At 70.7% G+C, this 13,490-nt stretch carries 14 protein-coding genes; 9 read left to right on the top strand and 5 right to left on the bottom strand.

Annotated elements, in window-relative coordinates; translation table 11 throughout:
- Window positions 1–322: aldehyde dehydrogenase family protein (locus GC203_RS04580; protein WP_293451803.1), on the top strand; the 322-nt coding region annotated here is incomplete at its 5' end.
- Between the two features lie 39 nt (window positions 323–361).
- On the opposite strand, the gene GC203_RS04575 is transcribed toward GC203_RS04580, so the two are convergent.
- Window positions 362–604, bottom strand: coding sequence for a hypothetical protein (locus GC203_RS04575; protein ID WP_293451801.1), 243 nt, complete (start codon window positions 602–604; stop codon window positions 362–364).
- Window positions 605–695: 91 nt separating this feature from the next.
- Here GC203_RS04575 and zapE point away from each other — a divergent pair, with 91 nt between their 5' ends.
- Window positions 696–1,817 carry a cell division protein ZapE gene (zapE, locus tag GC203_RS04570; RefSeq protein ID WP_293451799.1) on the top strand — a complete coding sequence of 374 codons (1,122 nt, stop codon included), beginning with the start codon at window positions 696–698 and terminating at the stop codon, window positions 1,815–1,817.
- A 173-nt stretch (window positions 1,818–1,990) separates the two neighbouring features.
- Window positions 1,991–4,069: an ATP-binding protein gene (locus tag GC203_RS04565; protein ID WP_293451797.1), complete on the top strand. Its 2,079-nt coding sequence runs from the start codon at window positions 1,991–1,993 to the stop codon at window positions 4,067–4,069.
- Between the two features lie 49 nt (window positions 4,070–4,118).
- Here the strand turns inward: GC203_RS04565 and plsY are convergent, their stop codons facing one another.
- Both plsY and GC203_RS04555 read right to left on the bottom strand, forming a co-directional pair.
- A complete protein-coding gene (plsY, locus tag GC203_RS04560) occupies window positions 4,119–4,781 on the bottom strand; it encodes a glycerol-3-phosphate 1-O-acyltransferase PlsY (RefSeq protein ID WP_293451795.1) in 663 nt (220 codons plus the stop codon).
- 42 nt (window positions 4,782–4,823) lie between these two features.
- Window positions 4,824–5,708 (bottom strand): LysR substrate-binding domain-containing protein, encoded by an 885-nt coding sequence (locus GC203_RS04555; protein ID WP_293451793.1) that lies wholly within the window; start codon window positions 5,706–5,708, stop codon window positions 4,824–4,826.
- 224 nt (window positions 5,709–5,932) lie between these two features.
- Between GC203_RS04555 and sdhC the strand changes: the two genes are divergently transcribed.
- The 6 genes from sdhC to GC203_RS04525 all read left to right on the top strand — a co-directional run bounded on the left by sdhC (window position 5,933) and on the right by GC203_RS04525 (window position 11,464).
- Window positions 5,933–6,307 (top strand): succinate dehydrogenase, cytochrome b556 subunit, encoded by a 375-nt coding sequence (gene sdhC / locus GC203_RS04550; RefSeq protein ID WP_293451791.1) that lies wholly within the window; start codon window positions 5,933–5,935, stop codon window positions 6,305–6,307.
- Window positions 6,304–6,690, top strand: a complete 387-nt coding sequence (gene sdhD / locus GC203_RS04545) for a succinate dehydrogenase, hydrophobic membrane anchor protein (RefSeq protein WP_293451789.1) — start codon at window positions 6,304–6,306, stop codon at window positions 6,688–6,690. The genes sdhC and sdhD overlap by 4 nt, the downstream gene beginning before the upstream one ends.
- A gap of 4 nt (window positions 6,691–6,694) precedes the next feature.
- Window positions 6,695–8,482, top strand: a complete 1,788-nt coding sequence (sdhA, locus tag GC203_RS04540; RefSeq protein WP_293451787.1) for a succinate dehydrogenase flavoprotein subunit — start codon at window positions 6,695–6,697, stop codon at window positions 8,480–8,482.
- A gap of 19 nt (window positions 8,483–8,501) precedes the next feature.
- The gene (locus GC203_RS04535; protein ID WP_293451785.1) at window positions 8,502–9,284 is read left to right on the top strand and encodes a succinate dehydrogenase iron-sulfur subunit; all 783 of its coding nucleotides are present in this window, start codon (window positions 8,502–8,504) and stop codon (window positions 9,282–9,284) included.
- Complete coding sequence (locus GC203_RS04530; RefSeq protein WP_293451783.1) at window positions 9,284–10,231, top strand: tetratricopeptide repeat protein; 948 nt, start codon at window positions 9,284–9,286, stop codon at window positions 10,229–10,231. Before GC203_RS04535 ends, GC203_RS04530 begins: the two co-directional genes overlap by 1 nt.
- A 72-nt stretch (window positions 10,232–10,303) precedes the next feature.
- Window positions 10,304–11,464, top strand: a complete 1,161-nt coding sequence (locus GC203_RS04525) for an endonuclease/exonuclease/phosphatase family protein (RefSeq protein ID WP_293451781.1) — start codon at window positions 10,304–10,306, stop codon at window positions 11,462–11,464.
- 18 nt (window positions 11,465–11,482) lie between these two features.
- Here the strand turns inward: GC203_RS04525 and GC203_RS04520 are convergent, their stop codons facing one another.
- Window positions 11,483–12,037 (bottom strand): TetR/AcrR family transcriptional regulator, encoded by a 555-nt coding sequence (locus GC203_RS04520; RefSeq protein ID WP_293451779.1) that lies wholly within the window; start codon window positions 12,035–12,037, stop codon window positions 11,483–11,485.
- Between the two features lie 65 nt (window positions 12,038–12,102).
- A complete protein-coding gene (locus GC203_RS04515) occupies window positions 12,103–13,377 on the bottom strand; it encodes a cytochrome P450 (protein ID WP_293451777.1) in 1,275 nt (424 codons plus the stop codon).
- Window positions 13,378–13,490 lie beyond the last annotated feature (113 nt).

Raw genomic sequence — 13,490 nt, 5'->3', positions numbered from 1 at the left:
CCGCTCGGAGAGCTTCGAGGAGGCCGTCGCCCTGCCGTCCGCCCACCAGTACGGCAACGGCGTGGCGATCTTCACCCGCAACGGCCGCGCGGCCAGGGAGTTCGCCCAGCAGGTCAACGTCGGCATGGTGGGCATCAACGTCCCGATCCCGGTGCCGGTGGCCTACCACTCCTTCGGCGGCTGGAAGCGCAGCGCCTTCGGCGACGCCAACCAGCACGGCATGGAGGGCGTCCGCTTCTGGACCAAGGTCAAGACCGTCACCGCCCGCTGGCCCGAGGGCGCCGTCGAGGACTCCGCATTCGTCATCCCGACGATGAAATAGCGCGCCGGCTCCAGGGCTTCACGACGACGCCCTGGCCGCTCAGCTGCGCCGGCTGACGATGTCTTTGTTGGCCCGGCGCGTCTTGCCGCCCTGCAGGCGATCGCCGGCCGTCTGCCGCCGGACGTGACTGGCTCCATGCTGGACGCCCTCGTCCGCCGGCTCGCCCCAGTCCTCCTGGGGATTGTCGCGCTGGCCCAGCTTGGTGAGGTCGACGTTGGCGGGCACGCCTTCGCCCAACCCCTCCGCGCCCGGGGGGACGCTGCGGTCGTCTCTATCGGCCATTCGGCCCTCCTTTCGGCTTCCGATTGAAGAATACGCTCGACCGCGTCCGCGTTCCTTGCGCGCCGGGCTGGCCCCGGCTACGGCGGGGAAGATGGCCTCCGCCCTGCAAGCCGCCTACGACGCGCGCGTCCGCTCGGGCGACATCCGCCCCGACCCGGCCCAGGCGGCCGCCCTGCAACCGCTCCTGCGCCTGGAGGCCGAGCTGGCCGGCGACGAGCCGGAAGGGGGCATCCTGGCCATGCTGAGGCGCCGCCATCCCGAGCCCATCCGCGGCGTGTACCTCGTGGGGCCGGTGGGCCGCGGCAAGTCGATGCTGATGGACCTGTTCTACGAGGCCGTCGGGGCCGAGAAGAAACGCCGCACGCACTTCCATGTCTTCATGGGCGAGATCCACCGCCTCATCGACGCCTGGCGCAAGGGCGACCGCGCCGCGCGCAAGACGCGCTTCGGCCAACACAAGGGCGACGACCCGATTCCGCCGGTGGCCGACGTCGTCGCCCGCGACGCGCGCCTGCTCTGCTTCGACGAGTTCCAGGTCACCGACATCGCCGACGCCATGATCCTGGGCCGCCTGTTCGAGGCGCTGTTCGCGCGCGGCGTGACCCTCGTGGCCACCTCCAACCGCCTGCCGGACGAGCTCTACAAGAACGGCATCAACCGCCAGCTCTTCCTGCCGTTCATCGACCTGCTCAAGCGCAAGGTCGACGTGGTCCCGATCGCCGGGCCCCACGACTACCGGCTGGACCGCCTGCGCGCCGCGGGCGTCTGGTTTTCGCCCGACGATCCCGACAACCGCCGCCAGACCGCGGCCCTGTGGCGCGACATGCTGGGCCCCGAGGAGGAGGACGGCGAGACCCTGGAGGTTCTGGGCCGCAAGGTGCATTTCCCGCACGCCGCCGGCGGCCTGCTGCGCGCCAGCTTCGAGAGCCTCTGCTCGGTGGCGCTGGGACCGAACGACTACGTGGCCGTGGCGGAGCGCTTCCACACGATCTTCCTCGAGGGCGTGCCCAGGCTCACCCCCGACCGCCGCGAGGAGGCGCGCCGCTTCGTGATCCTGATCGACGCGCTCTATGAGGCGCGCACGCGCCTGATCGTCCGCGCCGAAGCCGAGCCGACCCTGCTCTATCCCGAGGGCGATGGCGCGTTCGAGTTCGAGCGCACCGCCTCGCGGCTCCAGGAGATGCGCTCGGAGAGCTGGCTGCAGGACCGGTAGGCGAAGCCGCCGGCCGTTCTTCGCTCCGCGAATGAGCGAGCCGCAATCCGCGGCGTGACCCGGACCCGCGTGAAGCCGTCCATCGCCGGCGTGGCGCCGAGGATCGTATCCTTAAGGCTTCGTTCGCCTCCGGTCCTTACGGTCGCACCGCAAGCCCAGCCGAGGGAGTACAGGTGTCACACGCAGACAGGCGTCGAGAACCGGCGGTCGTCGCTGGGATCCTGTGCGTCGCCTATACCCTGAACCTCTGGCTGACCAACGTGCTGCGTGTGGAAGCGGGCGGCGTCGACACCATCTGGACCGCCAACGCGTTCGTCATCGGCGCCATCCTCCTGCTGCCGCGCCGCTGGACGCCGGCCTGCCTGGCGGCAGGCTTCGCGATCCAGACCGCGGTGGTGCTGGCGTTCAGCCATTCGCTGTTCGATGCGGTCGCCTATTCGCTGCTGAACTTCGTCGAGGCGGTGGTCGTCAGCACCCTGGCGCGGCGGTTGCACACCGTGCGGCTCACCACGCCCGGCCGGTTCGCGCGGCTGATCTTCCTGGCCCTGCTGCCCGTGCTGATCGTCGGAACCGCCCTGGTGGGACTGGTCGTCCTGGGCATGAAGGGCGAGTTCCCGACCGTGATGGTGATGAACCGTCTGGCGGCCAAGTTCCTCGGGATGTCGGTGGTGCTGCCGGCGATCCTGCTGCTGGGCCAGCGCGAGAGCAGAGCCGTCCGCCTCAATCCGTGGGAAGCCGCCGCCGGCGCGCTGGTGGCCGCCGGCCTGACCGCGCTGATCTTCGCGCCGCTGGGCGGACTGGCCGTCCTGGCGATGTTCCCGGCGGTGGCCCTGCTGGGCCTGCGCCTCGGGCAGCGCGCCCTGACCCTGGCCACGGTGCTGATCTGCGCCGTCATGTTCTCGATGGTCGCGTTCGTCGGGCCGCCCCAGGTGCTGGACGGCTTTGGCGACGTCAACCGCAAGGTGACGATCGCGCAGGTCTACCTGGCGATGGTCTTCACGACCGGCATCATCACCGCGCTCACCGCCACCCACCAGCAGCGCCTGCGAGCCCTGCTGGCCGGCCAGGCCCGCGCCGATCGCAGGTCGCGCGACCGCGCCAACGCCGCCTCCGAGGCCAAGACCGACTTCCTGGCCACCATGAGCCACGAGATCCGCACGCCCCTGAACTCCATCATCGGCTTCGCCCAGGTGCTGGAACGCGGCGACCTGCCCGAGGCCGCGCGCGACCAGGTGGGCGTGATCCGCCGTTCGGGCGCGGCGCTGCTGACCGTCGTCAACGACATCCTCGACTTCTCGAAGGTCGAAGCCGGGCGGCTGGAGCTGGACCCCAAGCCCGTCGACCTGCAGCAGGTCTGCCGCGATGCGCTGGCGATCGTGACCGAGACGGCCGAACGCAAGGGCCTGTCGCTGAACATGACCGTCGCGGGCGAGCTGGCGCCGGCCTACGTCTGCGACGACCACCGGCTGTGCCAGGTGCTGCTCAACTTCCTGAACAACGCCGTGAAGTTCACCGACACGGGCGGCGTGACCCTGGCGCTGAGCGCCGCGCCGGCCGGCGACGGCGCCGATCGCCTGCGCATCGCCGTGGTCGACACGGGCGTCGGCATCGCGCCCGAAGCCCAGCCGGTGCTGTTCGACCGCTTCCGCCAGGTGGACAGCTCGATCAGCCGCACTTACGGCGGCACGGGCCTGGGCCTGGCCATCGCCAAGGGCCTGGTCGAGGCGATGGGCGGCCGCGTCGGCGTCGCCTCGACGCCCGGCGAAGGCTCGACCTTCTGGATGGACGTCGAACTGGAGCGCACCGAGCCGGTCTCGTCCGCCACGAGCGACGAGGCCAACGGCGGCGAGCTGTGCGCCCACATCCTGCTGGTGGACGACCATCCGGTGAACCGCGAGCTGGGCGTGACGCTGCTGGGGCTGCTGGGCTGCACGGCCGACGTGGCCTGCGACGGCCACGAGGCGGTGGAGGCCGTGCGGATGGGCCGCTACGACCTGATCCTCATGGACGTGCACATGCCCGGGATGGACGGGCTTTCGGCCACCCGCGCGATCCGCGCCCTGAAGGGGCCCGCCGCGCTCACGCCCATCGTCGCCATGAGCGCCGACGTGCTGCCCGAACAGATCGCCCGCATGCGCGCGGCCGGGATGGTCGACAGCGTCGAGAAGCCGATCGACGTGGAGGACCTGCACGCCTGCCTGATGCGCTGGGCCGGGCGCGACGCCGAAGGACGGGCGATCGCGGCGGCCTAGGCGCCGAAGCCGTGACGGTTGTTCACCCGGGACGGGGCCGAGAGGCGCGCTACGGGCTGCTCTGGCCCAGGCGGGGTTCTGTCCCGGCCAGCAACCGCCCGATGTTGGCCCGGTGGCGGGCGATCACGTAGAGGCCGCCGGCGATCACGAACAGCCGGTAGGCCAGCGGCTGCTCCAGGCCGCAGACCAGCGCGATCGCCGTCACCGCCGCCAGGATCGAGCCCAGCGAGACCCTGCGCCATGCGGCCAGCGCCACGGCGAAAACCGCCAGGCCGCCCAGGCCCACGGGCCAGGCCATGGCGAGCAGCACGCCCAGGCCCGCCGCCACCGACTTGCCGCCCGTGAAGTTCAGCCAGATCGAACGGCTGTGCCCCACGAGCACGGCGAGGCCGGCCAGGCCGACGGCCCAGGGCGTCAGGCGCTGGGGATCGAGCCCGTCCGGCGCGCCCACCGCCGGCAGCGTCAGGAGCCAGGGATAGAACGCGCGCGCGAACAGCACCGCCGCAGCGCCCTTCAGCACGTCGATCAGCAGCACCGCGGCGCCGGGCCACGGGCCCAGGATCCGCAGCACGTTGGTCGCGCCGGTGGAGGTCGAGCCGTGCTCGCGGAGGTCGATGCCCTTCAGCAGCCGCCCCGCCAGGTAGCCGGTCGGCGTGGCCCCGAGGAGATAGGCGACCGCCAGGCCCGCCGCGCACGCGATCCAGAAGATCATGGGGTTCGCCTCGCTTGGGTCCAGCTTCGCCGGGGCCGAAGCCTAGCCGGCGCGCAGGCTCTCCACCAGCGCCCGCGCGTAGGGGCGCAGGTCGTCTAGCCGCCGCACCACGATGTTGAGGTCGCGGACGGCCCAGTCGTCGGTGAGGTCGATGACGGCGAGCTCCATGGTTCGGATCGCCCGGCCGGCGGTGGTCTCTGGCACGACCCCCACACCGACGCCGGACTCCACCAGGCGGCAGACGGCGTCGAAGCTGCGCAGGTGGACCCGCGCCTTCAGCGGCCGGCCCGCGCGCGCCGCCTTGGCGGCCAGGAACCGCTGGAGCGAGGCCGACCGTTCCAGGCCCACGACGTCGTATTCCAGCATCTCGGCGAAGGCGACCCGGCCGCGCCGGGCCAGCGGGTGATCGCGGGCGGTCACCACCACGAACCGGTCGGACCGGAAGGGATAGGTCTCCAGCGCCCCCACCTCGACCGTCCCGGCGACCACGCCCGCGTCGGCCGCGCCCTCGGCGACCAGGCCCACGATCTCGTCCGACAGCCGCTCCTCCAGGTCGATGCTGACGTGCGGATGGGCGGCCAGGAACGACGACAGCGCCTCGGGCAGGAATTCGGTGAGCGCGTTGGTGTTGGCGAGCAGCCGCACCTCGCCCGAGCGGCCCCCGGCGAAGGCCGAGAGGTCGTCGCGCAGCCGCGCGGCCTGGGCCAGCATCTCGCGGGCGTGCTTCAGGAGGGTTCGGCCGGCGGGCGTGAGGCTGACGCCCTGCCGCGAGCGCGTCAGCAGGTCGGCGCCCAGGGCCGCCTCCATGTTGCGGATGCGGGTGGAGGCCGCCGCGAGCGCCAGCGCGCTCTTTTCGGCGCCCGCGGTGATCGAGCCTTCGTCGACCACGTCGCAGAACAGCCTCAGGTCGGTGAGATCGAAGCGCATCCTTCGCCTTTCGCGAAGGAAACATAACGCAATGACGCATTGCGCGCCTAGCCCGGCGCCGAATACTTCACCATTGGCGAAGCTGGCGTGGCGCGCCCCGTGACCGCGCCGACACCTTCGTTGACACCCCTCGCGCGGCGCTTAAAACCGGCGGGGCCTGTGGCTGATGGGGAGGCGACGGCGACCAGATGACTTCCGTTCCACGCGGTCCTTCCGACCGGCCCATGTCGCCGCACCTTTCGGTGTGGCGCTGGCACGTCACCATGGCCACTTCGATCCTGCACAGGGTCACCGGGGTGGGCCTCTACCTGGGCGGGCTGATCGCCGCGGCCTGGGCGATCTCGCTGGCCGCCGGCCCCGAGGCCTACGCCGCGTTCAAGGCGCTGCTGGGCTCGCCGCTGGGCCTGCTGGTGATGTTCGGCATGAGCCTCTCGGCCTTCTACCACCTGGGCAACGGCGTACGGCACCTGATCTGGGACTTCGGCTACGGCCTGGACATCAAGAACGCCAACGCCTCGGCCTTCGCCGTGTTCGGCTTCGCCATCGCCGCCACCGTGGCGGTCTGGGCGATCGCCTTCCAGACGGGAGTGTTCGGATGAGCGGCTTCCGCACCCCCCTCGCCCGGGCCCGCGGCCTGGGCTCGGCCAAGCACGGCGTCGGCCACTGGATTTCCGAGCGCGTCGGCGCGGTGGCGCTGGTCCCGCTGGTGATCTGGGGCGCCTACAGCGTGATCCGCCTGGCGCAGCTCGACTACTACGGGGCGGCGGCGTGGATCGCGAGCCCCGTCAACGCCACCCTGATGATCCTCACCATCGCCATCGGCTTCACGCACATGCAGGCGGGCCTGCGGGTGGTGATCGAGGACTACATCCACAAGACCCTGACCAAGGCGGCGCTGCTGGTGCTGAACGTCTTCGTCGCGGGGCTGGCCGGCGCGCTGGCCATCATGTCCATCCTCAAGGTCGCGCTGGGGGGCGCCTGAACCCATGGCGGCTTACGAATTCATCGACCACAAGTTCGACGTCGTCGTCGTGGGCGCGGGCGGAAGCGGCCTGCGCGCGGCGCTGGGCTGCGCCCAGGCGGGGCTGAAGACGGCCTGTGTGACCAAGGTGTTCCCCACCCGCAGCCACACGGTGGCGGCGCAGGGCGGCATCTCGGCCAGCCTCGGCAACATGGGCGAGGACGACTGGCGCTGGCACATGTACGACACCGTCAAGGGGTCGGACTGGCTGGGCGACCAGGACGCCATCGAATACCTCTGCCGCAACGCGCCGGCGGCGGTCTACGAGCTGGAGCACTGGGGCGTCCCGTTCAGCCGCACGGCCGACGGCAAGATCTATCAGCGCGCCTTCGGCGGCATGACCAAGAACTACGGCGAGGCCCCGATCCAGCGCACCTGCGCCGCGGCCGACCGCACCGGTCACGCCATGCTGCACACCATGTACGGCCAGAGCCTGGCGCATGAGACCGAGTTCTTCATCGAGTACTTCGCCCTCGACCTGATCATGGACGAGGGCATCTGCCGGGGCGTCACCGCCTGGAAGCTGGACGACGGCACGCTGCACCGGTTCCAGGCCCAGCTGGTGATCCTGGCCACCGGCGGCTACGGCCGCGCCTACTTCTCCTGCACCAGCGCCCACACCTGCACCGGCGACGGCGGCGGGATGGTGCTGCGCGCCGGCCTGCCGCTGCAGGACATGGAGTTCGTGCAGTTCCACCCCACCGGCATCTACGGCGCCGGTTGCCTGATCACCGAAGGCGCCCGCGGCGAGGGCGGCTACCTCACCAACTCCGAGGGCGAGCGGTTCATGGAGCGCTACGCGCCGTCCGTGAAGGACCTGGCGCCGCGCGACATGGTCAGCCGCGCCATGACCATGGAGATCCGCGAGGGCCGCGGCGTGGGGCCGAAGAAGGACCACATCTTCCTTCACCTCGACCACCTGGATCCGAAGATCCTGGCCGAGCGCCTGCCGGGCATCTCGGAGAGCGCCAAGATCTTCGCCGGCGTCGACGTGACCAAGGAGCCGATCCCGGTCCTGCCGACCGTGCACTACAACATGGGCGGCATCCCCACGAACTTCTATTCCGAGGTCGTCACCAAGGCGGGCCGCGACCCCGACAAGGTGGTGCCGGGCCTGATGGCCGTGGGCGAGGCGGCGTGCGTCAGCGTGCACGGCGCCAACCGGCTGGGCTCGAACAGCCTGATCGACCTGGTGGTGTTCGGCCGCTCGGCGGCGCTGCGCGCGGCCGACACGATCAAGGCCGGGGCGACCCAGCCCGAGCTGAAGCCCGAGATGACCGATCCGCACCTGGCGCGGTTCGACCGCTTCCGCAACGCCGACGGCGGCACGTCCACCGCCGACCTGCGGCTGGAGATGCAGCGCGCCATGCAGGAGGACGCCGCGGTCTACCGCACCTCCGACGCGCTAAAGAGCGGCGTCAAGCGGATGCAGGACGTCAACGCCCGCAAGCCCGACATCAAGGTCGCCGACCGTTCGCTGGTCTGGAACTCCGACCTGATGGAGACCCTGGAGCTCGACAACCTCATCGGCCAGGCGATGGTCACCGTGGTCGGCGCCGAGAACCGCAAGGAAAGCCGCGGCGCCCACGCCCACGAGGACTTCCCCGACCGCGACGACAAGACCTGGATGAAGCACACGCTCACCTGGTTCGACGAGAAGACCGGCAAGGTGAAGATCGACTTCCGGCCGGTGCACAGCTTCACCATGACCAACGACATCGCCTACATCCCGCCGAAGGCGCGGGTGTACTGAGCCAGGAAGGACCGCTGCCATGGCCGAATTCCGGCTCCCGAAAAACTCCCGCATCACCAACGGCAAGCACCACCCGGCCCCGGCCGGATCGGGCAAGACGCGGACTTTCAAGATCTATCGCTACGATCCCGACAGCGGCGAGAACCCGCGGTGGGACACCTACGACGTGGACCTCAGCCAGTGCGGGCCGATGGTCCTGGATGTGCTGATCCACATCAAGAACACCATGGACCCCACGCTCACCTTCCGGCGCTCGTGCCGGGAGGGGATCTGCGGCTCGTGCGCCATGAACATCGCCGGCCGCAACACGCTGGCCTGCATCAAGGGCCACGACGAGTGCCCCGGCGACAAGGTGCAGATCAGCCCGCTGCCGCAGATGGCCGTGGTGAAGGACCTGGTGCCCGACCTGACGCTCTTCTACGCCCAGTACGCCTCGGTCGAGCCCTGGCTGCATACTGAGACGCCCGAACCGCAGAAGGAATGGCGCCAGGCGCCCGAGGATCGCGAGAAGCTGGACGGCCTCTACGAGTGCATCCTCTGCGCCTGCTGCTCGACCTCGTGCCCGAGCTACTGGTGGAACCAGGACAAGTACCTGGGCCCGGCGGCGCTGCTCCACGCCTACCGCTGGATCATCGATTCCCGCGACGAGGCGACGGGCGAGCGCCTGGACGAGCTGGAGGATCCCTTCAAGCTCTACCGCTGCCATACCATCATGAACTGCGCCCAGGTCTGCCCGAAGGGACTCAATCCCGCCAAGGCCATCGCCGAGGTGAAGAAGATGCTGGCGGAGCGGGTGGTCTAGTGCGCCGGGCGGCCGCTGCGGCCGCATCCCTGTCCCTGCTCGCCGCCTGCCCGGCGGCCACCGCGCAGATCCTGACCGGCGGCCCGGAGGTCAGCCCCGAAGTCCAGGCGGCGTTCGCGAAGGTCCGCGCCGGAGACCGGTCGGAAATCCTGCGCCTGGCCGCGGCCGGGCGGCTCGACGCACAGGCCTATGCCGGCGTGCTGCTGGCCTTCGGCGGCGGCCGGACGCCGGCCGACACGGAATTGGGGTGTTCGTACCTCGAGGCGGCCTCCGCCGAACGCTCCGACGCCATGCATTTCCTCGGCGAGGCCTATCAGAACGGCGTCTGCGGCGGCCAGAAGGACCTCGACCGGGCGATCGGCGCCTTCCACAAAGCCGGCGACATGGGCCTGGCCAAGTCGCGGTGCGCCGAAGGCAATCTGCTGATCGCCATGCACCGGGACGTGGCCCACGCCATCGAGCTTTGCCGCGAAGGCGCCGAGAAGGGCGACGCCGACGCCCAGACGGACCTTGGCAACATCTACCTGGTCGGCGAGATCGCGCCCAAGGACGCCGTGGCCGCGGCCGGCTGGTACGAGCGCGCCGTCGCCCAGCGCCATCGGAACGCCGCCTTCACGCTCGGGCAGATGTACTGGAACGGCGACGGGGTCGCGCGCGACCACGCGGCCGCCGCGCGCCTCTGGCGGCTGGCTTACGAGCAAGGACGCCTCGACGCCGCCGTGCTGCTCGGCAACGAGGCCTTCGAGCGGACGCTGCCCGACTACGCCGCGGGCGAGGCGAGGCCGGGCAAGGCGCGCGTGGCGTGGGAGCCGTTGCTGGAGGCCATCGACTGGTACGAGAAGGCGCTGGCCGTGCTGGATCCGGCGGGACGCATCGAGATCAACAAGCGCCTCGAGGTTCTTCGCGACTTCAAGGCGCAGGTCGAAGCCCGGCGTCCGCCAGCCTGAGGCCCACCGCACGGCTGACGGGAAAAGCCTTGACCGCTTGAGGCGCCCGGCGCCCGATGTCGTCTTATGGGCATGGGACCCACGCGCCACCGCTTCCGCCTGTTCGCCGCCGGGGCCGCCCTGGCGTTTCCGCTGCTCGCGGGCGGCTGTGCGACCCTTCCGCAACCCAGGACCCTCTCCTGCGCGCAAGCGCCCGAGCCAGCCGTGACCCTGTCGTCCGACGGCCGCACCGCCCACGCGCGGATCGAGGTCATGACCTACAATCTCGAGGGCCTGGGCTGGCCCGTCCGCAAGGGCCGCGAAGCCGAGCTGGCCGAGATCGGCCAGCGCCTGGCGGCCATGCGCGAGGCCGGCGACGCGCCGCACGTGATCGTCTTCCAGGAGATGTTCAGCGACGCCGCCGTCGACGCCGTGCGCGCGGCCGGCTATCCGGCGCGGGTGGCGGGCCCGTCGCAGTTCAAGCGCCGCGACATGCCGTCGAAGGGCCGGGTGCCCGGCCCCCGCCGCTGGAAGAAGGGCGAGCTTGGCGTCCGCCTGGCCGGCGGCGGCCTGGCCATCGTCAGCGAATATCCGATCCTCGCGCACAAGTCGGAGCCGTTCAGCCACCACGCCTGCGCCGGCTTCGACTGCTTCAGCAACAAGGGCGCGCTCTACGCCGAGCTGGCGATCCCCGGCGCCCCCGAGCCGCTGCGCATCTTCGACAGCCACATGAACTCCAAGCACCGCTCCGGCACGTCGACCACGCGCACGCTGGTGTCGCACGAGGTGCAGTCGCAGGAGCTGGCCGACTTCGTCGCCGCGCGGGGCGACGCCGGCGGGCCGACCGTGCTGGCCGGCGACTTCAACATGCGCCATTCGCCGGCGCGGTTCGCCGCGTTCGAGGCGGTGCAGCCCCTGACCCTGGTGCAGCACTACTGCCTGGAGACCGGCGCCGGATGCGACGTCCGCGTCGCCTGGACCGGCGCCACGCCCTGGCTCGACACCGAGGATCTGCAGTTCTTCCGGTCGGGCCAGACGATGACGGTGCGGCCGGTGCGGGTGCGGACCCTGTTCGCGGGCGGTCCCGACGATCCGATGCTGTCCGACCACAAGGCCGTGCGCGTCACCTACGACCTGAGCTGGCCGGTCGACGCCGCGCCGACGGCCAACACCTGCCCGGCCGCCACGCCGATCCCGAACCGGAGGCTGCGCACCATCGCCGCGCTGAACGCCGCAGGGCCGGCGGGCCGCTAGGCGGGCTGGGCTTTCGGTCTAGGGCCGGACGGGGCGGAACAGCACGTCCAGCCCCGAGATCACGTCGTCGATGAGTTCCGCCCCACCGGGCGCGCTGGACTTCAGCGCGGCCGCGCCGTGGGCCGCGGCCCAGACCGCCAGGGTGATCTGGTCGAGCGGCGGGTCGACGCGCTGCTGGGCGACGGCGACCTCCTCCACGATCCGGCGCAGGCCGGCCAGGGCCGCGGCGCGGGCCTCGGCCACGGGCTCCAGGCCCTCGATCTCGGGATCGAACATCAGGGCGAACAGCGCGGGCTCCCGCTGGGCGAAGTGGAAATAGCCGGTCGCCCAGCCCCGCAGCCGCTGGCCCTCCCCGGCGGCGCGGTCGGCCGCGTCGAGGTCGCGCCGCAGCTCCTTAAAGCCGCCCGCCGCCAGCTCGGCCAGCAGCGCCGACTTGCTCTCGTAGTGATGGTACATCGAGCCGGTCGTGATGCCGGCCCGGGCGGCGAGGGCCCGCAGGTTGAGCTGCTTGAGCCCGCCTTCCTCCAGCATGCCGCGGGCGGCGCGAACCAGTCGGCCGCGAAGATCGCCCACGTGGTATCGCCGCCGCGCCTCCATGCCCCGGATCATAGGCTGAGCCGGGGTGCGGCGTCGCGCCCTCAGTTGCGGGTCGGGATCACCACCGGGAGGGTCTCGTAGCCCTTCACGAACACCGAGTGGGTGCGCAGGGGCTCGCGCGCCAGCTGGATCGTCGGGAAGCGCTTGAGGATCTCTTCCCAGATGATCGTGAGCTGGAGTTCGGCGAGGCGATTGCCCACGCAGCGGTGGATGCCGAAGCCGAACGACAGGTGGTTCCGCGGCCGCTCGCGATCGATGATGTAGGCGTTCGGGTTCTCGATCTGGGCGTCGTCGCGGTTGCCCGAGACGTACCACATGGCCACCCGGTCGCCCTCACGGATCGTCTTGCCGCCCAGCTCGAAGTCGCGGGTGGCGGTGCGCGCCATGTGCGCCAGCGGCGTCTGCCAGCGGATGGTCTCCGACACCATCGAGGGGATCAGGCCGGGGTTGGCGCGCAGCTTGTCGTACTGGTCGGGGTTCTTGTTCAGCGCGTAGACCGAGCCGGAGATGGTGTTCCGGGTGGTGTCGTTGCCGCCGATGATCAGCAGCACGACATTCGAGTGATAGTCGGTCGCGCTGAGGTTCCGGGTGGCCTCGGCGTGGGCCATCATCGAGACGAGGTCGAACCTCGGCTCGGCGTTCACCCGTTCCTTCCACAGCACGTCGAAGGCGTCGAAGCAGGCGTCGGCCTGTTCGCGCTTGTGCTCCCAGCTCTTGGCGGGGCCGAAGCCGGGGGCGTTGGTGAACATGTCGGACCAGAACGTGAGCTCGCGGCGGCGCTCTTGGGGATAGTCGAAGAGCGTGGCCAGGGTCATGGCCGTCAGCTCCTTCGAGACCAGGTCCACCCAGTCGAACTCCTGGCCGATCGGCAGGTCGTCGAGGATCTTGCCCGCGCGCTCGCGGATCAGCGGCGCCATCAGGGCCAGGTTGTGCGGCGCCACGGCCGGGCTGACCGTCTTGCGCTGCACGTCATGGCCGGGCGGGTCCATGCCGATGAAGCTGTTGCCGCGCGGCCGCTTGTCGGACTCGGCCTTGGCCTCGAGCGTCTGCAGGACGATGCCGTCGGCCGAGGAGAACACCTCGTGGTTGGTGTCGACCGCCATGATGTCCTGGTAGCGGGTGATCGACCAGAAGCCGTCGTACTCGTCGTTGCGCGGCGTGTAGTGGATCGGGGACTCGGCGCGCAGGCGGTCGAAGATCGGCCACATGGCGTCGGCGGCGAACAGATCGGCCTGGGCCGGATTCAGCGCCTCGATCGGCAGGCTGCGGGCCTCGGCCGCGGCCGCCTCCCGGAAATCGATAGATCCGTCGTCCATGGCTTCCTCCGCCGTCGTTGGCCGCGCATCGACCCACAGGCCGGCGCAGCCTCCTGATTGGGCCTATCCAAACAGCGTTCTACAACCGTTATTGGCTCCCCCGCCGTCAGGAC

Source organism: Phenylobacterium sp., assembly GCF_016124325.1.
GTDB lineage: Bacteria > Pseudomonadota > Alphaproteobacteria > Caulobacterales > Caulobacteraceae > Phenylobacterium.
This window is presented reverse-complemented; position numbering and strand designations above follow the sequence as displayed.

Bases quoted from the DNA above. Each gene is read 5' to 3' on its own strand.
- GC203_RS04575 (WP_293451801.1), bottom strand. From the start codon at position 604: ATGGCCGATAGAGACGACCGCAGCGTCCCCCCGGGCGCGGAGGGGTTG.
- zapE (WP_293451799.1), top strand. From the start codon at position 696: ATGGCCTCCGCCCTGCAAGCCGCCTACGACGCGCGCGTCCGCTCGGGC.
- plsY (WP_293451795.1), bottom strand. From the start codon at position 4,781: ATGATCTTCTGGATCGCGTGCGCGGCGGGCCTGGCGGTCGCCTATCTC.
- GC203_RS04555 (WP_293451793.1), bottom strand. From the start codon at position 5,708: ATGCGCTTCGATCTCACCGACCTGAGGCTGTTCTGCGACGTGGTCGAC.
- sdhC (WP_293451791.1), top strand. From the start codon at position 5,933: ATGTCGCCGCACCTTTCGGTGTGGCGCTGGCACGTCACCATGGCCACT.
- sdhD (WP_293451789.1), top strand. From the start codon at position 6,304: ATGAGCGGCTTCCGCACCCCCCTCGCCCGGGCCCGCGGCCTGGGCTCG.
- sdhA (WP_293451787.1), top strand. From the start codon at position 6,695: ATGGCGGCTTACGAATTCATCGACCACAAGTTCGACGTCGTCGTCGTG.
- GC203_RS04535 (WP_293451785.1), top strand. From the start codon at position 8,502: ATGGCCGAATTCCGGCTCCCGAAAAACTCCCGCATCACCAACGGCAAG.
- GC203_RS04525 (WP_293451781.1), top strand. From the start codon at position 10,304: ATGGGACCCACGCGCCACCGCTTCCGCCTGTTCGCCGCCGGGGCCGCC.
- GC203_RS04515 (WP_293451777.1), bottom strand. From the start codon at position 13,377: ATGGACGACGGATCTATCGATTTCCGGGAGGCGGCCGCGGCCGAGGCC.